This is a genomic window from Pseudomonas sp. MF08831 (genome assembly GCF_059862645.1).
Genome location: NZ_JCBCUX010000004.1, coordinates 401,364 through 422,982, shown reverse-complemented (window position 1 = coordinate 422,982; position 21,619 = coordinate 401,364). Strand labels below are relative to the sequence as shown.

The 21,619-nt window shown below is 61.9% G+C and carries 18 protein-coding genes; 9 read left to right on the top strand and 9 right to left on the bottom strand.

Going from position 1 to position 21,619, the window contains the following annotated elements; translation table 11 throughout:
• The first annotated feature begins 27 nt into the window (after nt 1-27).
• Nucleotides 28-612 (top strand): acyl carrier protein phosphodiesterase, encoded by a 585-nt coding sequence (locus AC19YS_RS11080; RefSeq protein WP_500601705.1) that lies wholly within the window; start codon nt 28-30, stop codon nt 610-612.
• A 116-nt stretch (nt 613-728) separates the two neighbouring features.
• On the opposite strand, the gene AC19YS_RS11075 is transcribed toward AC19YS_RS11080, so the two are convergent.
• On the bottom strand, nt 729-1,520 hold the full coding sequence (locus AC19YS_RS11075) for a lysophospholipid acyltransferase family protein (RefSeq protein WP_200623577.1): 792 nt from the start codon (nt 1,518-1,520) through the stop codon (nt 729-731).
• Entirely contained in the window at nt 1,520-2,275 is a 756-nt protein-coding gene (olsB, locus tag AC19YS_RS11070; RefSeq protein ID WP_119738887.1) for an L-ornithine N(alpha)-acyltransferase, read from the bottom strand. Before olsB ends, AC19YS_RS11075 begins: the two co-directional genes overlap by 1 nt.
• Nucleotides 2,276-2,460: 185 nt before the next feature.
• Here olsB and AC19YS_RS11065 point away from each other — a divergent pair, with 185 nt between their 5' ends.
• The 4 genes from AC19YS_RS11065 to AC19YS_RS11050 all read left to right on the top strand — a co-directional run bounded on the left by AC19YS_RS11065 (nt 2,461) and on the right by AC19YS_RS11050 (nt 5,782).
• Complete coding sequence (locus tag AC19YS_RS11065; RefSeq protein ID WP_500601703.1) at nt 2,461-3,543, top strand: serine hydrolase domain-containing protein; 1,083 nt, start codon at nt 2,461-2,463, stop codon at nt 3,541-3,543.
• Nucleotides 3,540-3,854 (top strand): amidase, encoded by a 315-nt coding sequence (locus AC19YS_RS11060; RefSeq protein WP_500601701.1) that lies wholly within the window; start codon nt 3,540-3,542, stop codon nt 3,852-3,854. The genes AC19YS_RS11065 and AC19YS_RS11060 overlap by 4 nt, the downstream gene beginning before the upstream one ends.
• Nucleotides 3,855-4,041: 187 nt before the next feature.
• Nucleotides 4,042-4,623: a YceI family protein gene (locus AC19YS_RS11055; protein WP_119738894.1), complete on the top strand. Its 582-nt coding sequence runs from the start codon at nt 4,042-4,044 to the stop codon at nt 4,621-4,623.
• 1 nt (nt 4,624) lies between these two features.
• Nucleotides 4,625-5,782: a phospholipase D-like domain-containing protein gene (locus AC19YS_RS11050; RefSeq protein ID WP_500601699.1), complete on the top strand. Its 1,158-nt coding sequence runs from the start codon at nt 4,625-4,627 to the stop codon at nt 5,780-5,782.
• A gap of 20 nt (nt 5,783-5,802) precedes the next feature.
• Here the strand turns inward: AC19YS_RS11050 and AC19YS_RS11045 are convergent, their stop codons facing one another.
• Nucleotides 5,803-8,844 (bottom strand): S8 family serine peptidase, encoded by a 3,042-nt coding sequence (locus AC19YS_RS11045; protein WP_500601698.1) that lies wholly within the window; start codon nt 8,842-8,844, stop codon nt 5,803-5,805.
• A gap of 163 nt (nt 8,845-9,007) precedes the next feature.
• Nucleotides 9,008-11,299: a beta-glucosidase BglX gene (gene bglX, locus AC19YS_RS11040; protein ID WP_106577061.1), complete on the bottom strand. Its 2,292-nt coding sequence runs from the start codon at nt 11,297-11,299 to the stop codon at nt 9,008-9,010.
• A gap of 243 nt (nt 11,300-11,542) precedes the next feature.
• Between bglX and AC19YS_RS11035 the strand changes: the two genes are divergently transcribed.
• The 4 genes from AC19YS_RS11035 to AC19YS_RS11020 all read left to right on the top strand — a co-directional run bounded on the left by AC19YS_RS11035 (nt 11,543) and on the right by AC19YS_RS11020 (nt 14,989).
• Nucleotides 11,543-12,154 carry a LemA family protein gene (locus AC19YS_RS11035; RefSeq protein WP_106577060.1) on the top strand — a complete coding sequence of 204 codons (612 nt, stop codon included), beginning with the start codon at nt 11,543-11,545 and terminating at the stop codon, nt 12,152-12,154.
• An 18-nt stretch (nt 12,155-12,172) separates the two neighbouring features.
• On the top strand, nt 12,173-12,901 hold the full coding sequence (locus tag AC19YS_RS11030; protein ID WP_500601695.1) for a TPM domain-containing protein: 729 nt from the start codon (nt 12,173-12,175) through the stop codon (nt 12,899-12,901).
• A gap of 31 nt (nt 12,902-12,932) precedes the next feature.
• A complete protein-coding gene (locus AC19YS_RS11025; RefSeq protein WP_106577058.1) occupies nt 12,933-13,550 on the top strand; it encodes a TPM domain-containing protein in 618 nt (205 codons plus the stop codon).
• A gap of 221 nt (nt 13,551-13,771) precedes the next feature.
• Nucleotides 13,772-14,989: a class I SAM-dependent methyltransferase gene (locus AC19YS_RS11020; RefSeq protein WP_500601693.1), complete on the top strand. Its 1,218-nt coding sequence runs from the start codon at nt 13,772-13,774 to the stop codon at nt 14,987-14,989.
• Nucleotides 14,990-15,120: 131 nt separating this feature from the next.
• Here the strand turns inward: AC19YS_RS11020 and AC19YS_RS11015 are convergent, their stop codons facing one another.
• From AC19YS_RS11015 to AC19YS_RS10995, 5 genes are all read right to left on the bottom strand, one after another.
• Nucleotides 15,121-16,020, bottom strand: coding sequence for a DMT family transporter (locus tag AC19YS_RS11015; protein WP_500601692.1), 900 nt, complete (start codon nt 16,018-16,020; stop codon nt 15,121-15,123).
• 274 nt (nt 16,021-16,294) lie between these two features.
• Nucleotides 16,295-18,853, bottom strand: coding sequence for a TonB-dependent receptor (locus AC19YS_RS11010; RefSeq protein ID WP_200623584.1), 2,559 nt, complete (start codon nt 18,851-18,853; stop codon nt 16,295-16,297).
• 128 nt (nt 18,854-18,981) lie between these two features.
• Nucleotides 18,982-19,950: a FecR family protein gene (locus tag AC19YS_RS11005; protein ID WP_214246626.1), complete on the bottom strand. Its 969-nt coding sequence runs from the start codon at nt 19,948-19,950 to the stop codon at nt 18,982-18,984.
• A complete protein-coding gene (locus AC19YS_RS11000; protein WP_106577053.1) occupies nt 19,947-20,486 on the bottom strand; it encodes an RNA polymerase sigma factor in 540 nt (179 codons plus the stop codon). The genes AC19YS_RS11005 and AC19YS_RS11000 overlap by 4 nt, the downstream gene beginning before the upstream one ends.
• A 110-nt stretch (nt 20,487-20,596) precedes the next feature.
• On the bottom strand, nt 20,597-21,613 hold the full coding sequence (locus AC19YS_RS10995; RefSeq protein WP_500601690.1) for a DUF4917 family protein: 1,017 nt from the start codon (nt 21,611-21,613) through the stop codon (nt 20,597-20,599).
• Between the last annotated feature and the right edge of the window lie 6 nt (nt 21,614-21,619).

Sequence of the window (21,619 nt, the reverse complement as noted above, 5' to 3'; positions counted from 1 at the left end):
ATGGAGGGCAGTGGTAGACTGCGCGCCATGAATTATCTCGCACATCTGCACCTGGGCGGCCAACTTCCTGCGCAATTGCTGGGCAGCCTCTATGGCGACTTCGTCAAAGGCCGCCTGCAGGGCCAGTTCAGCCCGCAAATCGAGGCGGCGATCCAGTTGCATCGCTCCATCGATCGCTTCACCGACAGCCACCCCTTGGTAGGCGAGGCGTTGTCACGCTTCAGCCTGACCCGCAAGCGCTACGCCGGGATTGTCCTGGATGTGTTTTTCGATCACTGCCTGGCGCGGGACTGGGCGCTGTATGCCGACCAGCCGCTGGAGCGCTTCACGGCGCAGGTGTACCGCGTGCTGGCGGCCGAGCCGCAGTTGCCGGGACGGCTGGCGCAGATCGCACCCTATATGGCGGCGGATGATTGGTTGGGTTCGTACCGCGAGTTCGCGGTGATGGAGCAGGTGTTGCGCGGGATCTCACGGCGTTTGACCCAGCCCGAGGAATTGAGGCATGCCATGCAGGAGTTGCGGGTGTTGTATGAGCCGTTGAGTGAGGACTTTCGGGTGTTCTATCCCGAGTTGCAGGAATTTGCACGAGCCCATCTGACCACTGAGCTCTAAAACATGTGGGAGCTGGCTTGCCTGCGATAGCGGTGTGTCAGCAACAGATGCATTCATAGGTAGATCGCAATCGCAGGCAAGCCAGCTCCCACATGTTGAACTGTGTTCAGTTCATCTCAAGCTGCGAACGCCGGTCGAGCATCCACTCGCTCAGCCTCCGGCAACGGCCCAAACAACGCCTTCTGCACCGCCTGCTGCGCCTGGAATGCCAGCGCTGCGCGTTCCTGCCCAGCACACGCAATCGGCTGCAGCACATGAATCTCGACATCGCCCTGGTCGTTGGAAAACAGGCGCATCAGGTGCGAGAGTAAATCGTCGTCACCAATAAACGGTGCCAGCGGGTCCACTTGCCCATCACGCAGATAACGAATGGCCACCGGTTGCAGCGACACATCGGCTTCAATCGCACTGGCCAGCAACCGCCCGTGGAAAGTGCGCAGGCTGCGCCCGTCGGTCGTAGTGCCTTCGGGGAACATCAGCAGCGGGTGCTGTTGCGCCAGGTGACGGGTCATCTGCTTGCGGATCAATTGGCTGTCGCCCGAACCCCGGCGGATAAACAAGCTGCCGGCTTTGGCCGCCAACCAGCCAGCCACCGGCCAGGTGCGCACTTCGGCCTTGGACAAAAAGGACATCGGCGCCACAGCGCCCAGCAGTGGGATATCGGTCCAAGACACGTGATTGCTCACCCACAGCATCGGCGTTTTTGGCAACTCACCGTGCACCGTCACGCGAAAGGGCAGGGCATGGGTCAGCCGCGCCATAAAGAATCGCGACCAGCGCTGGCGGCGCACCATCGAGTTGGCCACGCCCAAACGCTCGAACACGCCAAACACGCTGGCCATGCTCAGCCCCAGTGCGACCACCAGCAGCACCCGGGCGATGCGCCCGTACACGCGCAGGCGGGCCATCACATGGCCGCCTTGAAGTGGCGAGCATAACGTGGGCACAGCTCGTCACGCTTGAGCAGGATGAACACGTCGGCCACCTGGAAATCTTCATCCCAGCACGGCTCCCCGCAGATCTTCGCACCCAGGCGCATGTAGGCCTTGAGCAGTGGCGGCATTTCGGCGATCACGTTGGACGGCAGGTCCAGTGCCGGCAGTGGCTTTTTCGGCTCGGCGCGCAGGTGTTCGTTGCACAGGTAGCGTTCGCGCAGGCGCTGCATGATCGCGTGGGCCTGGATGCCGCCGTCGTGCATCGGGATGCTCGCGCAGCCCATCAAGTAGCTGTAGCCGCCCTGGTTCAAGACTTCCGCCAACTCGCCCCACAACACGGCAATGGTGCCGCCGTTGCGGTAGGCCGGGTCGACGCAGGTGCGACCGATTTCCAGGATCGGGCCTTGCAGGTGCAGCAAGCCGTGCAGGCTGAATTCTTCTTCGCTGTAGAACCGGCCCAGGGTGCTGGCGGCCTGGTGGTCGAGCAAACGGGTGGTGGCGACCAATCGACCGCTGTTCAAATCCCGCACGCCGATGTGGCTGCAGTGAACATCATAGTCATCCATGTCCAGACCCAGTTCCGCGCCTTTCAGCTTGGCGTTGAACTCGCCGCTGAACACGTTGAACCGCAGGGCCTGGGCTTCCTGCAACGCCTTGGCGCCAATCAGGCGTTCGGCTTGCAGGCGGCGTTCATTGCCGGTGTCGCTGATGCGGGCGATCTGAGTCATGGCGAATCTCCGAGTGCCAGCCACGTTCCGGCCGGTCGACTTGTTTGTCCAAACTCAGGCTATGTAGGCTCGGTGTCAGCGCCATGAAGTTACGGTGACGCTTAGATGACAGCCGTTGATGTCGCCAATCTGTCATGCGCCTGGGCTAGGCTCGCGGGCTCGAATGCCCCCTTGAGTTCGCGTCCATGGTCCGAGGCTTGTTGTGCGTTGCCCTGCTGTTCGTCACCGTTGCCGCCCACGCCGACACCTGGCCTGACAAGGACTGGGCCCAAGGCACAGCACTCACCGGCCCCGCTGTCGATGCGCTGACTGCCTATGCGTTCCCAACCCGTGACGACGCCACCCGCCAAGGCATTCGCACCGACGCGCTGCTGGTGATCCGTGACGGCGAAATCATCTACGAACGCTACGCCGCACCCACTACCGCGAGCACGCCGCACCTGACCTGGTCGATCAGCAAAAGCCTGATGGCTACCGTGCTCGGCGTGGCCTATGGCGAAAATCGCTTCAAACTTAGCGACCCCGCCGCACGCTTCTACCCGCCGATGAAGCAGCACCCCAAGGTGACGATGGCCGACCTGCTGCACTGGGCCTCGGGCCTGGACTGGCAGGAAGATTACGAATACGCGCCGTTGAAATCCTCGGTGGTGGCGATGCTCTACACCCGTGGCCGCGCCGACATGGCCGAGTTTGCCGCCGACACCGAGGCCGCAGCGGCACCGGGTCAAGCCTTCCGCTACTCCAGCGGCGACAGCAACATCCTCTCCGCCACCCTCAAAGGCATGCTCGGCCACAAGGCCTATATGAGTTACCCGTGGGACGCGCTGTTCAAGCCGCTGGGCATTCACAACGCCACCTGGGAAACCGACGCAGACGAAACCTTCGTCGCGTCCTCTTATGCCTACCTCACCGCCCGCGACCTGGCGCGCATTGGCCTGCTGATGGCGCGCGATGGGCGCTGGGGCGCGCAGCAATTGCTGCCTGAAGAGTGGGTCGCCTTCAACCGCCAACCCTTCGACAACTACAAAGTCGGCCAGGACGAAGCCGTACCCGGCGGCCAGTGGTGGCTGAACCGCGAAGTACAAGGCGCGCCCCGCCCGTGGCCCGACGCTCCGGCCGACACCTTCGCCGCCCTCGGCCACTGGGGCCAGGCGCTGTTTGTGATGCCCGATGAACACCTGGTGATCGTGCGCTACGGCGACGACCGCGACGGCAGCTACCGCCACAACGAATTGCTCAAACGCGTGCTCGCGGCGGTGCAACCATGATTCGTCGTCACCCGTTCATCAGCCTGTTTCTACTGTTGTTGCTCGCGTTGCTGGGCTGGGTCTGGCATGAGCGCGTCAACCTGCAAGCCTTCCCCGACATCATCGCGGCGTACACCGCCAAGGAATATTGCTCGTGCCGGTATGTGGAGAACAATCCGGCCGAGTATTGCCTCGGGTATGTGAAGCAGTACGTGCCGACCAGCGCGTTCAACGACAACCCGGAGCGCAGTGAAGTGACGGCCAGTGGGTTGGGGCGCACGCATACGGCGCGCTGGATAGGTGATCGCCAAGGCTGCCGCCTGAATCCCTGACACACCCCAAATTCCCTGTGGGAGCTGGCTTGCCTGCGAAGACGGCGGCACAGGCGACAGAAATGTTGACGGACCTGTCGCTATCGCAGGCAAGCCAGCTCCCACCTTGATCGGCTTTGTCAGTTACATTGCGCCCGGCACCCGGCACAGTTAAGGTTCGTCCAGGTTTTTTGCCTCACGAGTCTTTATGTTCAACGTCAAACCCCTGGCCTTCACGCTGCTGACGGCTGCAGCTCTGCCTGCCCATGCCGACTGGTATCTGGATAACGAATCCTCACGCCTGTCGTTCGTCACCACCAAAAACACCGAAATTGCAGAAGTGCATCGCTTTCTGGTGTTGCACGGCAAGGTCGACAGCCAGGGCGCGGCCCAGTTGGAAGTGGAGGTGGAGTCGATCAATAGCGGCATCCCGCTGCGCGATGAGCGCATGCGCAATGACCTGTTCGACATCAAGACCTTCCCCGAAGCGCTGATCACTGCGCAAATCAACCTGCAACCCATCAACGATTTGGCCCCCGGCGCGCAGCTGGAATTGCGCCTGCCGTTGAGTGTGACGTTGCACGGCAAGACTCAGACCTACAGCGCCGAACTGCTGGCCACGCGCCTGGATGACCGGCGCTTTCAGGTGGTGACCCTGGAGCCGGTGGTGTTGCATGCCGAAGACTTTGACCTGGCGCCGGGCGTGGCGACCTTGCGCAAAGCGGCGGGGCTCAAGTCGATCAGTTTGTCGGTGCCGGTGGGTGCGGTACTGATTTTTACGGCGCGCTGACGTGAGCGGCGCAGTCTTCCCGTGGCGCAGCGCCAACCGTTTCGAGTTGCTGATCGACGGCCCGCGTTTCTTTCCGCAGATGCTGGCGGGCATTGCCCGCGCTGAGCGGCAAGTCGAGTTGGAGTTGTACCTGGTGGAAGCCGGCGCCTGCGCCGACGCCATGGTCCAGGCGCTGGTACTCGCCGCCGAGCGCGGCGTGCGGGTGCGCTGTTTGTTTGATGATTACGGCAGCCTGGCGTTTACCCTGAGTTTGCGTAAGCGCCTGACCGACGCGGGCGTGGAGCTGCGGTTCTACAATCGCCTGAGCTGGCGGCGCTGGATGCGCAATCTGTACCGCGACCACCGCAAGCTGTTGCTGATTGACCAGAGCATTGCCGTGGTCGGCGGCACCGGCGTGACCGATGAATTCTGGACGCCAGGGCAAGACACGGCCGAATGGCATGAAGTGATGGTGCAAATCAGCGGCCCGTTGGTGCTGGACTGGCAAGCGCTGTTCGAGCGGCAATGGCACGCCAATGCCGCTCGCCGTGAATGGAAGCCCGCTACCCATTTTGGTTTGCCGCGCCTGCCCAAGGTGCCGGCCACCGGGCCAGGCCTGGGGCGCGTCGCCTATGCCGACGCGCGTCAGCACCGCGATATCCTGCAGTCGCTGATCCGCGCCTTGAACAGTGGCCAGCAAAGAATCTGGCTGGCCACGCCGTATTTTCTGCCGACCTGGAGTGTGCGCCGTGCCTTGCGCCGCGCGGCCGGGCGTGGGGTGGATGTGCGTTTGCTGCTCACCGGCCCGCGCACCGATCACCCCTCCGTGCGCTACGCCGGGCACCGTTATTACCCGCGTTTGTTGCGCGCCGGTGTGCAGATTTTCGAATACCAGCCGTGCTTCCTGCACCTGAAAATGGTGCTGGTGGACGATTGGGTGAGCATCGGCTCGTGCAATTTCGACCACTGGAATTTGCGCTTCAACCTGGAAGCCAACCTGGAAGCGCTGGACCCGCTGTTGACGCTGGCCGTGGCTGACAGTTTCGAACGCGATTTTGCCAAGAGCCAGGCCGTGAGCCTGGAAGCATGGAAGTCGCGGCCGTTGTGGCGGCGGGTCAAGCAGCGGGTGTGGGGCTGGATTGATCGGTTGGTGGTGAATCTGTTGGATCGGCGGGGGTAGGGCGCCCCCGCCGTTGCTGACTAAAACTGCAATGTGTACTGCGCCGTAAGGCTTTGGTCGCGTGTGCGCTCACCGCGCTGTTGGCTGAAGCCGAAGTCCAAGGTGCTGTCGCGGCTCAGGCGCGCGGTGGCGCCCAGTTCCAGGCGGGTGCTGAGGCGATCCAACGGCGCGCCGCTGACGCTCATCACGCGGCCGCCGTCCCAGGCGGCCTGAGTGGTCGGTTGCAGGTCGCCGCTTGCATGGGTATAGGCCAGGCCGCCACGCAGGCTCAGCCATGACGGGCCGATCTGCGCCTTGCCCAGGTCGAGGTTGACCCGCACACCGCCGGTGGTCAGGTTGACGTTTTCCTTCGAGCGTTTGCCCTTCAGTGCGGCCATGCTGCCGCGCTCTTTGAAGCCTTCGCTGCGCTGTTGCACATTGGCCAGTTGCAGATACGGCTGCCAGTTCCAGAAGTCATGGCTGAACCTGTAGTTGGCCTCGGCAAACGTCTGCACGGTGCGGCTGGCGTATGTGGCGGTCAGGCGGTTGTCTACGCCGGGGAAGCTGACGCGGCGTTTTGTTTCGATCTCATGTTGCGCATAGGCGATGCCGCCATACACGCCGAACGCGTCCCATGTGTGGCCGGCGTGCAGGGCCAATTGGTAGGTGTCGACGCTGGCTTTGCCTCGCGAACCGGCCTTCACATCCGTGCGGCCGCTGCCGGCGACCACGCCCACGCGAGTGCCTTGCTCCAGCGTGTGATCGAACCCCAACAGCAGGCCCGTGCTGTTGTGGTGAGTGCGCGTGGTGTTGCTGTTGCCTGCGAGTTGGCCGGATTGACGCGGCAGTTGCACCCAGATGCCTTGGTTGTTGGCGTCGAGTGCGGCGTCGCGGCTGTCTTGCGCCAGGCGCTGACGGTCGAGCGCGGCCTGGCGCACGACACGGCTGTTTTCAATCAGCACCGCTTGGGTGCTGGCATGCAGTTCGCCGCTCAACTGGTCCAGGGCTGAAGGTGCTTGCTCGGGAAACAGCGCGGTCAGGCGTTGCAGCAGCGGCGAGGGTTGGGTTTCAGCATCCGCAGCATGGGCGACGGCGCGTTGGTTAGCAGTCTGCGCCGCTGACGCCAGTGACTGACCGCGGCCAAACTCCACCAGCAAGTTATTGCCTTGCTTGACCTGGGAAACGCTGAGGAAAGGTGAGAACTCGCGGCGGTCTACCGAGGTAAATTCGCCATTCAACGCACCTTGGGCTTGAAGGATGCTGTAACGCTGGCCCAGGTAATAGTGGTTGGGTTGCGCACTCAGGTACAACGAGCCGCCGTTGATGGACGCCTGCTTTTGGACCTGCAATGTGGCCGGGGCTGTCTGGCTGGTCAGCCCGGTCATCAGGGTGGAGCCGGCTGCTTGTCGGTAGTCGCCCTCGACGGCCAGTGAACCATTCAGGCGCAGCAGACCGCCTTCGAGGTTAACGTCACCTTTGAGGGTATTGGTGGCGTCCAGCTCCAGCACACCCTCTTTGAGCGTGACGCCGGCAAAGCTGTTGTTGCCGCTCAGGCGCAGCCAGCCGATGCCGGTTTTTTCCAGGTGCCCCGGGCCGCTGATGTCGTTGCGCCAGTCGTCCCAGGCGCCGCCTTGCCAGACCCTGGCGCCGCCGGCGGGGCGGTCCATGTTCACCACGGTGTCGACCCGCAGTTGGCCAGGGCCATCGATGGCTTTTTTCAGGTTCATGAGGCCCCAGCCATAGACGTCGTCTACCCCAGGCTCACCCAGGTCGGTGGCGGTGGTCAGCAACACGTCGCGGATTTGCGGGTTGTCGAGGTAGGGGAAGCGTTCCATCAGCAGGGCTAGGCCGCCGGTCACGTGCGGGGCGGCGATGGAGGTGCCGGAGGCGGTCAGGTAGTTGAACGCAGGATTGTCGCCGGTCACCTTGAAACCATCGACTTCGCCGTCGGCGTCATGGTGGTTTTCGGTGGTGATCGAACCCGACACCCAGGCTGAGGTGATATCCGTTCCGGGTGCGGCCAGGCACCAGTCTTTGCTGAAGCCGCAACGGTAGGAGCGGTCGCTCAATGTCAGGCTTTGATCGAGGTTGACCACGGTCAGCCAATAAGGCTCCAGCGCCTTGATTGCGCGGGGCAGGCTCGAATGGACGCCGGTAAACGGTGCTGTTTGGGGCGAGGCGTTGGCCGTGTCGGTATTGCCCGCTGCCCAAACCTGCAGCATGCCGTATTTGATCGCACCCTCGGCTGTGGCCTTGAGCTCTTGATATTGATTTATCTCGGCCAGGAAGGCGTCGAGTTCTGCCTCACCCGCCAGGGGCGTAGGTGTGCCCCAGCTGTGATTGACCACGCGTACCTGCTGTTCGTGCAGTTGCGCGTAGGCCCTGCTCACGGCTGCAGGCGTTACGTTGGTGACGCTGAAAGGGCTTAAACCAGGCCCGCCCAGGTAGCTGTTGCTGAATTTGCGCACGGCACTCATGTGCGCGCCGTAGGCCACACCCTGCACGCCAGAGCCATCACGGTTGGCGACTATTTTGCCGGCCACGTGCGTGCCGTGAGCGTTGTAGTGAGTGCTTACATTTTTCAGATAGTTATCAAGTTCTTCGCGGGTGATGTCGCCATTGGCAATGGCCTCCTCCAGGCCGAGCAAGGCTTCGGGAGGCAGCGAGTCGATGACATTCACCGCTGAACGTTCACCCTCGCTGAAAAAGCAGCCATCAGCCAGCACTGTCTCACTCATGCAGCCAGGGTCGGCCAGGCGCACGCCGGAATGGGGCTTGCCGGCAAATTCAGGGTGGCGCACATCGGTTCCAGAATCGTAAACCCCCACCCGCACCCCTGTGCCGCTCAACCCCCTGGCGTAGGCGTGGTCGGCACCGATTGCACCCAGCCCCCAGTCTTTGTTGAACTCTTGACTGTGCCAACTGGCTGCATCGTGCAACCGGCCTTGTTCGATGTAGCTGGCTGCGTGGGCCGCCAGGCTCGACAGGCATCCGAGCACACAGAGGGCGATCGCCGCTGGCTTGAATGATGATTGAGCGGGCGCCTGCGTTGCGGGTGCTCGAACGTTTTTCGGGGGCGACATGGTCCACACACCTGCACAGTTATTTCGGGTCAATAGCGTGCGTGAGTAGGCCGGGCGCCTGATGTAGGACTTGGCTTGAAGCGGGGAGGGAACGCTGACTTTTTACTGACTGAGACGGGGAAGGGCGCAAGCCCCCTCTCCAACGAAGAGGGGGCTGCAGGTATTACAGCAATTCGAACGTCTGCTGCTGCACATCCTGGGAATCCAGCCCGATCTGCACATTGAACTGGCCCGGTTCCGCGGCGAACTTGAGCTGGGTGTTGTAGAACTTCAAGTCTTCTTCGGTGATGGTGAAGTGCAGCGTGCGCTCTTCACCGGCCTTGAGCATGACCTTCTGGAAGTTCTTCAGCTCTTTCACCGGGCGGATCATCGAGCCGGCCACGTCCTGGATATACAGCTGCACCACGGTTTCGCCGTCGACCTTGCCGGTGTTTTTCAGCGTGACGCTGGCGTCGAGCTTGCCGGTCTTGTTCAGCGTCGTGGACGACAGCGCCATGTCGGACAGGCTGAACGTGGTGTAGCTCAGGCCATAGCCAAACGGGAACAGCGGCCCGGTGACGTCATCGAAGTATTGCGAGGTGTAGTTGCCCGGCTTGCCCGGCGTGAAGGGCCGGCCAATGCTCAGGTGGTTGTAGTAGGTCGGAATCTGCCCCACCGAACGTGGGAAGGTGATCGGCAGCTTGCCCGACGGGTTGTAGTCACCGAACAGCACGTCGGCAATCGCGTTGCCGCCTTCGGTGCCGGCGAACCAGGTTTCGAGGATCGCGTCGGCTTGTTGGTTCTCGTCAAGAATCGACAGTGGGCGGCCGTTCATCAGCACCAGCACCAACGGTTTGCCCGTGGCTTTGAGGGCCTTGATCAAGTCGCGCTGGCTTTGCGGAATGTTCAAATCGGTGCGGCTCGAGGACTCGTGGGACATGCCACGCGACTCGCCTACGGCCGCGACCACCACGTCAGCATCCTTCGCCGCTTTCACCGCTTCGTCGATCAGTACTTGGGCTGGGCGGGTGTCATCCACCACTTCCGGCGCATCGAAGTTGAGGAAGTTGAGGTAGTCGACCACGGCCTTGTCGTTGGTGATGTTGGCGCCACGCGCGTAGATCACTTTGCCTTTTTCGCCGATCACGGCATTGATGCCGTCGAGCAGGGTTACCGATTGTTCAGGCTTACCGGCGGCAGCCCAGCTGCCCATCATGTCGATAGGGGCCTTGGCCAGCGGGCCGACCAGCGCGATGGTCGCGGACTTTTTCAGCGGCAGGGTGTCGTTCTGGTTTTTCAGCAGCACCAGGCTGCGGCGCGCGATATCACGGGCGTCGGCGCGGTGCAGGCGGCTCTCGGCATAGGTGTCGGCCGGGTCATCCTCGGCCTTGCCGATGCGCAGGTACGGGTCGTTGAACAGGCCCATGTCGTACTTGGCACCGAGCACTTCGCGCACGGCGTTGTCGATGTCGCTCTGTTCGATTTCGCCGGACTTGAGCAACCCCGGCAGTTCCTTGCCATACAGCGAGTCGTTCATGCTCATGTCGATGCCGGCCTTGATCGCCAGCTTGGCGGCTTCACGCCCGTCCTTGGCCACGCCGTGCTTGATCAGCTCGAAGATCGCGCCGTGGTCACTGACGGCCAGGCCTTTGAAGCCCCAGTCCTTGCGCAGCAAGTCGTTCATCAGCCAGGTGTTGGCGGTGGCGGGCACGCCGTTGATCGAGTTCAACGCCACCATCACGCTGCCGGAACCGGCCTTGATTGCCGCGTGGTACGGCGGCAGGTAGTCCTGGTACATCTTGACCGGGCTCATGTCGACCACGTTGTAGTCGCGACCGCCTTCTACCGCGCCATACAGGGCGAAGTGCTTGACGCTGGCCATGATGCTGTCGGCATTGGCGGGGCTGGCGCCCTGGAAGGCCTTGACCATGACCTCGGCAATGCGCGAGACCAGGTAGGTGTCTTCGCCGAAGCCTTCGGATGTACGGCCCCAGCGTGGGTCGCGGGAGATGTCGACCATCGGCGCAAAGGTGATGTCGAGGCTGTCGGCAGCGGCTTCCTGGGCGGCGATGCGCCCGGAGCGGCCGATGGCGTCCATGTCCCAGCTGGAGGCCAGGGCCAAACTGATCGGGAAGATTGTGCGGTGGCCGTGGATCACGTCATAGGCGAAGAACATCGGGATCTTCAACCGGCTGCGCATGGCCGCGTCCTGCATCGGACGGTTTTCCGGGCGGGTGATCGAGTTGAAGGTGCCGCCGATACGGCCGGCGGCGATTTCCTTGCGGATCAGCTCGCGGGGCATTTCGGGGCCGATGCTGATCAGGCGCAATTGGCCGATCTTTTCATCCAGGGTCATCTGCTTGAGCAGGTCGCTGACAAAGGCGTCCTTGTCTTTAAGCGCAGCAGGCTTTGTTTCTGCCCAGACGGGGTGAGTGGCCAGAGTGGCAACAAGGCCTAGCAAACACAGCTTCTTCATGAATATCCTTTTTCGGCTACTGCACAGCGAAAATGCGCCGCTCTGCCAAAATGTGGGGAACATATGTTGTTGTTCGAGTGTTATTGCAGTAAATGCACGACACTTGTGAACTCTTATTCGCGCTGGGCATCTTTTTAGCTGATTGGCTCAATGCAATCCAGTGGTGGCGGCGGATTATGCCCCAAGCGCGTGGTTTAAAGGGTTAGTCGTCAACTTCCATCAAGTTTGAGCAGGAGAAACACCATGCAAGCAGCACAAGGTTACCGCTGGGGCTTGAAAGCCGCCGCTTTGCTATTGATCAGCACAGTGCTGAGCGGTTGCGGCATCAACACCATTCCGACCCTGGATGAACAGGCCAAGGCGGCCTGGGGCCAGGTGCAGAACCAGTACCAGCGCCGCGCCGACCTGATCCCCAACCTGGTGGAAGTGGTCAAGGGTTACGCAGCGCATGAGCAAGATACCCTCACCGCCGTGATCGAAGCGCGGGCCAAGGCCACCTCGATTCAGGTGGATGCCAGCACCCTCGACAATCCGGAAAAACTCAAGCAGTTCCAGCAAGCCCAGGATGGTTTGAGCGGCGCCCTCAGCCGTTTGATGGTGGTGTCCGAGCGCTACCCGGACCTCAAAGCCAACCAGAACTTCCTGGCCCTGCAATCGCAACTTGAAGGCACAGAAAACCGCATTGCCGTGGCTCGCCGTGACTTTATCCAGGCCGTGCAGGCTTACAACACCGAAATCCGTACCTTCCCTGGCCGCCTGTGGCACAGCGTGATGTACAGCGACTTGCCGATCCGCGCCACGTTTGAAGCCACCAGCGCCGATGCCGATAAAGCGCCACAAGTGAAGTTCAAATAAGGCTTCTCTGAGGTGTCGATGCGTTTATTACGGATAGGCTTGGCGCTGTGGTTGCTGGCCTGCGTGGGTGCCGCCCAGGCGGCATTGACGTTCCCGGCCTTGACCGGACGGGTGGTGGACAGCGCCCAGATGATCGACCCGGCAACCCGCGCGCAGATCACCCAGCAGTTGCAGGCGCTGGAGCAAACCTCGGGCGACCAGATCGTGGTGGTCACCGTGCCCGACCTGCAAGGCGTGCCCATTGAAGACTACGGTTACCAATTGGGTCGCGAGTGGGGCATCGGGCAGAAGGGCAAGGACAACGGCGCGCTGTTGATCGTCGCCCGTGATGAGCACAAGTTGCGCATCGAAGTCGGCTATGGCCTCGAAGGTGTGCTGACCGATGCGCAGTCGTGGGTGATCATCAACCAGGTGATCGCGCCCAAGTTCAAGGCGGGCAATTACAGCCAGGGCATCAGCGACGGTGTGGCGGCGATGGTGCAAGTGGTGGGTGGCGAGCCGCTGGCCGTGCCGGCGCATGTGGCCGATGCGAATTTCGCCAAGAACAACCCGGGGTTTTCCATCGGCTTGTTTATCTTGCTGATTGGCGTGCTGTGGTTGTGCAATCGCCTGGGCCTGCCGGTTGGCGCTATTCTGCTGGCGATTCTCAGCAGCAGCGGGCGCGGCGGCGGTGGCGGGGGCGGCGGTGGTGGCTTCAGAGGCGGCGGCGGTGGTTTTGGCGGTGGCGGGGCCTCGGGTGGCTGGTAATGACGATAACTAGAAAGGGGCATCTACAACCATGGCACTACTGAGTGAACACGAGCAACGCCAGGTCGCTGAGGCGATCGCTCGGGTCGAAAAAACCACCGATGCCGAACTGGTCACCGTGCTGGCGGCGCGTGCCGATGATTACGCTTATATCCCGTTGCTCTGGGCCAGTCTGATCGCCTTGGTGGTCCCCGGCGTGGTGCATTACTTGTCGGGCTACCTGACCATGTACACCTTGCTGCTGGCACAGTGGGCAACGTTTATCGTGTTGTGCCTGGTGTTTCGCCTGCCGAAAGTCACCACGCGTCTGATCCCGCGCTCGGTACGGCATTGGCGCGCGTCCAACCTGGCGCGCCGCCAGTTCCTGGAGCAGAACCTGCACCACACGCTGGGCGGCACAGGTGTGCTGATTTTTGTCAGCGAGGCGGAGCGCTATGTGGAAATCCTGGTGGACGAGGGCATTTCCAAGCGCCTGGATGACGGCAGTTGGGACACCATCGTCAAGGCGTTCACCCAGCAGGTGAAGCAGGGGCAGACGTTGGCCGGGTTTATCGCGTGCATTGAGGCCTGCGGTGAGTTGCTCAAGGTGCATGTGCCGGTGACGCAAACCCGTAATGAACTGCCCAACAGGTTGGTCGTACTCGAATAACCCAAACACCACTGAACCAAAATGTGGGAGGGGGCTTGCCCCCCGATGGCCGTGTGTCAAGCAACTCATTTGGAGCTGATACACCGCCATCGGGGCAAGCTCCCTCCCACCTTTGGATCTGTGCAGGCTGGACGAATCGACCGTTGATCAAATAAGCCCGTGCCCTAAACCTTCATCTCCCCTAAAATGCCCGGCATTCCCAGCCCGAGGCGTTTTTGTTCATGTCCGTCACCGCTCAACCTGCCCGCCCTGCGCCGGATCATCACGCCCAGTTCATCGAGCTGCTGAGCGCAAGCCTGGCGCAGAACGCGTTTATCAAGCTGGTGCTGGCCAAGTACGTGGGTGAGGAAGCCCAATTGCAACGGCTGATCATCAAGCCGGTAGAGGTCAAGGAGCAGGCCTGCCTGTCCTTCGTCTACCGCTACAAGACCCGCGATATCACCAAGAACTTGCCGCTGGCCGAGGGCGTGGTAGCGATTGCTGCGCTGCTGCCCACCTCGTTCAAGAATGCGCATTTGCTGTCGCTGACCGACGAAGTCCAGCTGGAATACAGCAAGAAGAACAAAAGCTCGCTGTTCAAAAGCAAGCCCCAGCAACTGCGTGAGGCGCCGTCCGCTGAGCACAACCGCGAGAAAAATCGCTTCCTTGACCTGAGCCGGCCATTCCTCGCCGACCTGGGCGTGACCGACGCCAAGCAGGCGCTGATCCCGTCGATGTCGCGCAAGTGGAAGCAGATCAACAAGTTCATCGAAGTGTTCAGCCATGCGCTGACCTCGTCGCCGCTGAAACTGGATCAGCCGGTGCGCGTCGCCGATTTCGGTTCGGGCAAGGGTTACCTGACCTTCGCCATCCACGATTACCTGCGCAACACCCTCAAGGCCGAGGGCGAAGTGACTGGCGTGGAACTGCGCGAAGACATGGTGACGTTGTGCAACAGCGCGGCCGCACGCCTGGAACACCCTGGGCTGGTGTTCAAGTGCGGTGACGTACGCAGCGTGGCGCCCAGTGACCTGGACGTAATGATTGCGCTGCATGCCTGTGACATTGCCACCGATTACGCGATCCACACCGGTATCCGTTCGGGCGCGTCGATCATCATGTGCTCGCCGTGCTGCCACAAACAGATTCGCTTGCAGATCCAGAGCCCGGTGCTGCTCAAGCCGATGCTGCAATACGGCCTGCACCTGGGCCAACAGGCGGAAATGGTCACCGACAGCCTGCGTGCGCTGTACCTCGAGGCCTGTGGGTATGAGACCAAGGTGTTCGAGTTCATCTCGTTGGAACACACCAACAAGAACAAGATGATCCTGGCGATCAAGCGCAGCGAGCCGGTGGACAACGCGCAGTTGCTGGAGAAAATCCAGGCGCTGAAGGCGTTCTACCAGATCAGCGAGCACTGCCTGGAAACCCTGCTGCGCGCGGATGGCTTCTTGAACTGAACACAGACGCTGTGGGAGCCGGGCTTGTGTGGGAGCTGGCTTGCCTGCGATGCAGGCGACTCGGTCTTTCAGCTGAACCTTGGTGATGCTATCGCGGGCAAGCCCGGCGCCCACACACGTGTGCTTTCACATTAGATAGCGTTCGGCTTGGGGGCAGGCGCGGGCTGCACCGCGGTCTTGCGCCCCAGCATCACTGTCACGATCACCCCACAGGCAAACAGCCAGGTGATCGGCTCGATATGCTCACCAAAAAACAACGCCGAAAACGCGATGGTGAAGAAGATCTGCAGCAACTGGATCTGGCTGACCCGCGCGATGCCGCCCATGGCCAACCCGGCGTACCAAGCGAAGAACCCCAGGAACTGCGAGAACAGCGACACGTAACCAAACGCCCACCAGGCACGCGTCGAAATTGCCCCTTGATGCTGCGCCGCCATGTACCACACAGGGCCGATCAACACCGGCGTCGACAGCACCAGCGCCCAGCAGATCACCTGCCAGCCACCCATTTCCTTGGCCAGGCGGCCACCTTCGGCATACCCCAGGCCGCCCACGGCAATCGCGCCGAGCATCAGCAAATCGCCTGCCTGGACACTGCCGGCACCGGTGATCAGCGCGTAACTCAACACCAATGCACTGCCCAGCGCCGCACAGGCCCAGAAGGCTTTTGACGGCCGCTCGTGGGAGAGCCACGCCGCATACAGCGCCACGCACAGCGGCTGCAGGCCGTTGACCAGTGCGCCATGGGAGGCTGGCAAGGTTTGCATGGCCCAGGCCGACAGCACCGGAAAACCGAGGATCACGCCGGCTATCACCAGGCACAGCCCGCGCACCTGGCGCCAGGTGGGCCAGCGCTCGCGGCGCCACAGCAACAGCGCCGCCGCCGGAACTGCCGCGAACAAGGCACGGCCCAGGCCGTTGAGCAACGGATGGATCTCCTGCACGACGATGCGGGTGAACGGCAAGGTGAGGCTGAAGATGATGACGCCCAGCAGGCCGAGGGCCATGCCGGTGTTTTCGCGCGAGCTCATGAGGGCGACCCGAATCTAGAGGGCTTCAAGGGAAGCCCATCTAGCCACAACCCTCGCCGATTGCTGGCCTACAGCTGGGTGCGGATTTATCCGTACAGTTTCAATCGCTCGGGTTGGCAGTGCCGCCGCCTTCGCCGCCTCGCCAGGGCTCGACGGCTCCCACAGAAGATCGCGAGCAAATGGAGATCCATGTGGGAGCTGTCGAGCTTTAGCGAGGCGGCGAAGGGAGCGCCTCGGTCGTGCAGACAAACCCACACACCCGCAGCACCTCACCTTAGAAGAACCGCGTAATGCTGATCTTCGCATCGCGACCTTTGGTGTAGGCACGGTCGCCGCTCAGGGCCGGGCGGAAGTTGTTGTTGAGCAAGTTGTCCACGGTGAAATTCACCTCGGTGCCTTTCAGGTAAGCCTGTTGCGGTTTCCATTTGGCGAACAGACCCTGGGTGTTGTAGGCCTTGTTACCGTACTGGTCGTAGAACAGGTCGCCCACGCTGCTGCCCGGTCCGCCGGAATATGTATCGCTGGGCAAGCGGTCGGTGGCGCCGATGAACTGGCCTATCCAGCCTACCTGGGCATCCCAGGCCGGAATGTTGGTGCCCAGCACCAGCACCCATTTGGTCGGTGGAATGTCACGTGCCGCCACATCCGGCCCCCACGGGTTGGTGTAGGCGCCTTCGTGTTCACCTTTGGCGTAGGCGAACGACACCGAGCCGAACAGGTAGGTGGAGTTATAGAACGATTCGAGTTCAAAGCCCTTGATGGTCAGGCCGCCGATGTTGCGGTAATTGGACATCGCCCCAGGCGGGCAGGCGCTGGAAATCGTGCCACCGTTGACGGCCTGGTTCTGGCAGCCGACGCCGGTGGCCTTGAAGATTTCGTCTTCGACTTTGTTGTGGAACAACGTGGTGCGCACTTGCAGGTTGTCGTCATGGGCAATCAGGTTATCGAAGCTGACGACGCTGCCCACGGTGATCGACGTGATGCGCTCCGGGTCGAGGTCGACGCTGGTGGCGGTGCGGCTGCCCAGGCCTTGCACTTCATACTGCTCGTCGATGACCGGCGCGCGCCAGGTTTTGCTCCAGTTGGCGAACAGCCCCAGGTTCGGCGTGACGTTCCAGAACAACGCCAGGCGTGGCGACCAGCCGGTGTAGGTGCGGTCACTGTAGTCGTGGCCGAACGACGGGTCCGGGTTGTTGTAGTACGGCGCATCGTTGCCTTCGCCGCGGTTGCGCACGTGGTCGTAGCGCAGGGACGGGGTGATGGTCACGTCGCCCACGGTCACTGCATCCTGGACAAAGAAGCTGTGGGTATCGACCTTGCCGTGGGGCATGAAACCCGGCTGGAAATGCCCGTAGTTGTAGCGCGCCGTGTTGTAGGCAGTGCCCGGCATCCACATCTCGGTTTCGCGGATGTGCTTGCGGATCTGGCCACCCACCGTGACGGCATGCTGCAAGGGCCCGGTGTCAAACAGACTGACGTTGCGGATGTCGAGGTTTTTGTCGGTGTAGGACGTGTCCATCTTGCGCCCGCCGGTGGCCAGCTGGAAAAACGCCGTGGCGTCGCGCTCGTCGGTCTGGTCGGTGTTGGACTGGGAATATTTGACGCTCAGGTCCACCAGCGGGTTGTCCACGGGCTGGTATTCGTACTTGCCCGACCAGGTGGTGTCGACGGTGTCACGTTGGGCTAAAAAACGCTTCAACGCCCCTTCATAGCCGTAGCGATCGATGTTGGCCTGGGTCGGCGGCGTCGGGTAGCTGGCAGCAGAAAACGGTGTCCAGCGATTGCTGTGGGAACGCGAGTAGGAGAGGCCGACGCTGTGCTCTTCGGTCAAGTGGGCGTTGACCTTGAACAACTTACCGTCCACATCCTGGGCGCTGTTGGGCAGGCGCTGCGGGTTTACCGGGTATTGGTTGTTGTCGTTGGGCAACTTGGCGGCCACTTTCATGTCGCCGCCGTCGCGCTGGGTCAGGTAGGCCAGCGCGTCGAAACGGCCGTCGTCGGTGCGGCCATACACGGCACCGCTGTAAACCTGTTCGTGGTCGTTGCTGGAGTAGCCGTACTTGAGCATCGCGCCGCTGTTGCGACCGTCCTGGAGCAGGTCCGGGGCATCTTTGGTGGTCATGTTGACCGTGCCGCCGAAACCGCCGTTGCCGGTGAACGGTGAGTTGGGGCCTTTTTCCACCTCGATGCTTTTGATCAGCTCGGGCTCGATAAACACCGTGCCTTGCTGGTAGCGCTCAAAGCCGCTTTTGGTGGCGCCATCGACGGTCATCGGCACATCTTCGGCATCGCCGAAACCACGAATGTTGATGGTCTGGCCACCGGGTTTGAGCGAACCGCCCTGGCTCACGCCGGGCAAGGTCTGCAACAGGCTGGGAATGTTATTGGACTGGTAGCGGTCGATGTCGGCCTGGCTGAGGGTGGAACGGTTGACAGTGCTTGAGTCGACTTCGTTACCGGTGCCGATCACGCTGAGGGCGTCCAGCTGGATAGCGCTGCTGTGGGTGGTCTTGCCCTCGTCGGGGCGCACCACGTAGGTGGTGCCGACCTTGATCAGGGTGAACTCGCCGTTTTTGAGCAGGCTGCGAATCGCCACTTCGGGGGTGAAGTCGCCATTGAGCGCGGGCGCCTGCACGTTCTTGAGCAGTGTTTCATCGAACAGCAGCTGGATTTTCGCCTGCTGCGCCACTTGGCTCAGGGACGTGGCCAGCGACTGGGCGGGCAGTTGCAGCTTGAAGGACTCGGCCTGGGCATTGAGGCTGAACGCCAGGCAGGTGGCAATCAGCGTCGGTCGAAGAAACAGGTGCGAAGCGTGGCAAGGCGCGCGAAACATGAAATCCCCCGGGGTGGCTAAATAGCCAAAAAGGTGTGCGTATCAAACACAGTCGGGAGGAAGACGGGGCAGGCCAAAAAAACCACACATGCGAATGCAAAATATTCTCAAGTGTGGCGGTGCCGGTCTTACTTGATGGGTTCGATTCTCACCACACCATCGGCCGAGGCCACGGTTTTCACCGGCAGCAGGGCAGGCAGTGCGTTGAGCAGGGCGTCCGGGTCATTCACATCCAGATTGCCCGAGACTTTCAGTTGCGCCACTGATTTGCTGACCTGCAAGGGTGCCTGCGGCCGATAGAGGCTCAGCTCGTCGATCAGGCTGGCCAGGTCGCGGTTGCGAAACGACAGGTGCCCGCTGCGCCAGTCCGCCACTTCTTCAGCGTTCAGGGTTTGTTGTTGCACTGTGCCCTTGGCGTAACTGTAGATGGCGCGTTGTTGAGCGCCGAGCACGCTCACCGGGCTTTTGCGGTCGGGCTCGAACGCCACCTGGCCATGGGCGACGCTCACCACCAGCTGCTGCTGGCTGCGCCGCACATCAAAACCGGTGCCAACTACCCGTACATTCGCCTCGCCGGCTTGCACGTACAGCGGCCGTTCCTTGTCGGCGGCGACTTCGATGTAGAGCTGGCCCTTGTCCAGGTGAAGGATGCGTTGGTGGGCGCTGAAATCCACGCGCAGGCGTGTGTTGGCATTCACGTAGAGGGTGCTGCCATCGGGCAGGTTCAGGGTGCGCATGCCTTTGGCATGAGCGGCAACCTGGCTGTGATAAAGCTCGCGCGGTGCACCGATAGGTGTGGCCAGCACGGCGCACACCAGCGCGGCCGCCGCCGCCAGGGCAGGGCGCCAGGCCGACGGCTTGCGCTTGGGCAGCGGCACCGGTTTGTTCAATTGCTGCAACTGGGCGAGGTCGGCCCACAGTTGTTCGAACTCGGCATAGGCACGCGCATGGGCGGGTTCGGCCTGCCAGGCCGCAAAGGCCCTGCGGTCGGCGCGGCCCATGTCACTGCGGTTGCGGGCAAACCAGCTGGCGGCTTGGGCATCGATGGAGTCGCTCGCTTCGATGTCCAGCGCGTCAAGGTCGCTCAGGCGGTTCATTCTGGCTGCTCCGTGCCGGGTTCGTGTTGAAGGCGTCGCTTGCAATGCAGCAGGGCCAAGGCGATGTGCTTTTCCACCATGCTGGTCGAAATGCCCATGCGCTCGGCGATCTGCGCCTGGCTCAGGCCTTCGAAGCGGTGCAGCATAAGGGCTTCTCGCCTGCGGGGCGAGAGCTCGGCGAGGACTTCTTTCAACTGTTCCAGGCGTTGCAAGCGTTGCGCGGCGGCCATGGGGTCGTTTTGCTCATCGGTGACCGGCTCGGCGTCCCTTGCGGCCGGGTCTGAGTGGACGGTCTGCCGTACCTTCTGTTTACGCCAGTGATCGCGCAGCAGATTGCGCGCCATCTGGAACAGAAACGCCCGTGGCTGCTCGACCTTGGCGCGGTCGCGGTAGTCCAGCCATTGGGTGAAGACATCCTGGGTCATGTCCGCCGCGTCGCTGGCGTTGTCCGTGCGTTTGCGCAGGAAATACAGAATGTCTGCATAAAACCCGCGAAAGGCATCGGCCGACAACGGGTCGGGCTTGGGACGAGACATGGATATCCTTCTTGACGAAGCACGACGTAGAAAAGTCGCGAATGATATCGAGAACTATTGTCATTTGTCTCTAGGTAACCGATGCACTCAGTCAAAATGCGGGCGGGGGATCAGCGCTCGACCGGCACTGACAATGCCGAATTACCCAGCGGATGCGTGCGCGCCGCAAAAAACTTCAACTCCACTCCGCTGCCCTCAAACAGCTCCGAATACCGGCGCTTCTGCTGGCGGATAAACCCGTCGCTGCGCCCCGACACCGAAATCGCCAGGGTCGTGATCCTCGCCTGGCAAAGCGCGTCCACCAGGTGCTTATCCTGCGGCCCCAGGTCGTGGCCGAAAATGCACAGCGCGCCCGTATGGGTCAGCAACTGCTCATAACAGAACGACAAGTAGTCCGAACTGCGGATGGTCTTGAGCTTCTCTTCCACCTTGCCTTCGCTGACAAGCAGCGGCACGTCGTCCAGGGTCTTGATCGTGTTGTTGATCGCAAAACTGCTGAGCAACGTGCTGTCGGTGGACGGCAATTTGCGCGCCGTACCATCGAGGTTGCGCACCAGGTGCAGGCCGCCGTGCAGGTACAGAATGCGCGTGGCATCGGTGCGGGTGTTGCGCAGGTCGAAGCTTGAGTCGGCGCTGCGAAACAGGTCATCGATGCCTGGCGTGTGCAGGATCGCCCAGTAGTTGAGCAGGTCGTAGTTGGTGGTGAAGACGGTGGCGTAGTTGGCCAGTTCCGCGTTGATCGTCGCCAGCGTGGACGGCTGCACCAGGCGCCACGGAATGTGCACGGCGTGGATGGTATTGATCAGCGCTTCCTTGATCGCGTAGTAGCGATTACGCGGCGCCGCCGAGCTGACCGCCAGCGCCTTGTTGACCCGGCTGGTGGTTTTCAGTGCGCCCAGCGCTTGCTCGAAGCTGCGGGTTTGCAGGGCGTCGAACACACTCAGCTCGGATTGGCTGAGGGGTTTTTCTTCGACGGTGCGGGCGTTTTCAAACAGCGAGTCGTAGGCAAAGTCTTCCCAAATCACGCGGCTCGCGCCGTTGCCGATCAGAATCCCACTGAAGTCGACAGCGCTGCGCAGCGCGCTCCAGTCTTCAAGGTGGGCGTCAATATCCTGGAAATCCTTCATTGCGGC

Excerpts from the sequence above, each read along its gene's own strand:
- AC19YS_RS11080 (WP_500601705.1), top strand. The coding sequence starts at position 28 with ATGAATTATCTCGCACATCTGCACCTGGGCGGCCAACTTCCTGCGCAA.
- AC19YS_RS11075 (WP_200623577.1), bottom strand. The coding sequence starts at position 1,520 with ATGGCCCGCCTGCGCGTGTACGGGCGCATCGCCCGGGTGCTGCTGGTG.
- olsB (WP_119738887.1), bottom strand. The coding sequence starts at position 2,275 with ATGACTCAGATCGCCCGCATCAGCGACACCGGCAATGAACGCCGCCTG.
- AC19YS_RS11065 (WP_500601703.1), top strand. The coding sequence starts at position 2,461 with ATGGTCCGAGGCTTGTTGTGCGTTGCCCTGCTGTTCGTCACCGTTGCC.
- AC19YS_RS11060 (WP_500601701.1), top strand. The coding sequence starts at position 3,540 with ATGATTCGTCGTCACCCGTTCATCAGCCTGTTTCTACTGTTGTTGCTC.
- AC19YS_RS11055 (WP_119738894.1), top strand. The coding sequence starts at position 4,042 with ATGTTCAACGTCAAACCCCTGGCCTTCACGCTGCTGACGGCTGCAGCT.
- AC19YS_RS11045 (WP_500601698.1), bottom strand. The coding sequence starts at position 8,844 with ATGTCGCCCCCGAAAAACGTTCGAGCACCCGCAACGCAGGCGCCCGCT.
- bglX (WP_106577061.1), bottom strand. The coding sequence starts at position 11,299 with ATGAAGAAGCTGTGTTTGCTAGGCCTTGTTGCCACTCTGGCCACTCAC.
- AC19YS_RS11035 (WP_106577060.1), top strand. The coding sequence starts at position 11,543 with ATGCAAGCAGCACAAGGTTACCGCTGGGGCTTGAAAGCCGCCGCTTTG.
- AC19YS_RS11030 (WP_500601695.1), top strand. The coding sequence starts at position 12,173 with ATGCGTTTATTACGGATAGGCTTGGCGCTGTGGTTGCTGGCCTGCGTG.
- AC19YS_RS11025 (WP_106577058.1), top strand. The coding sequence starts at position 12,933 with ATGGCACTACTGAGTGAACACGAGCAACGCCAGGTCGCTGAGGCGATC.
- AC19YS_RS11020 (WP_500601693.1), top strand. The coding sequence starts at position 13,772 with ATGTCCGTCACCGCTCAACCTGCCCGCCCTGCGCCGGATCATCACGCC.
- AC19YS_RS11015 (WP_500601692.1), bottom strand. The coding sequence starts at position 16,020 with ATGAGCTCGCGCGAAAACACCGGCATGGCCCTCGGCCTGCTGGGCGTC.
- AC19YS_RS11010 (WP_200623584.1), bottom strand. The coding sequence starts at position 18,853 with ATGTTTCGCGCGCCTTGCCACGCTTCGCACCTGTTTCTTCGACCGACG.
- AC19YS_RS11005 (WP_214246626.1), bottom strand. The coding sequence starts at position 19,950 with ATGAACCGCCTGAGCGACCTTGACGCGCTGGACATCGAAGCGAGCGAC.
- AC19YS_RS11000 (WP_106577053.1), bottom strand. The coding sequence starts at position 20,486 with ATGTCTCGTCCCAAGCCCGACCCGTTGTCGGCCGATGCCTTTCGCGGG.
- AC19YS_RS10995 (WP_500601690.1), bottom strand. The coding sequence starts at position 21,613 with ATGAAGGATTTCCAGGATATTGACGCCCACCTTGAAGACTGGAGCGCG.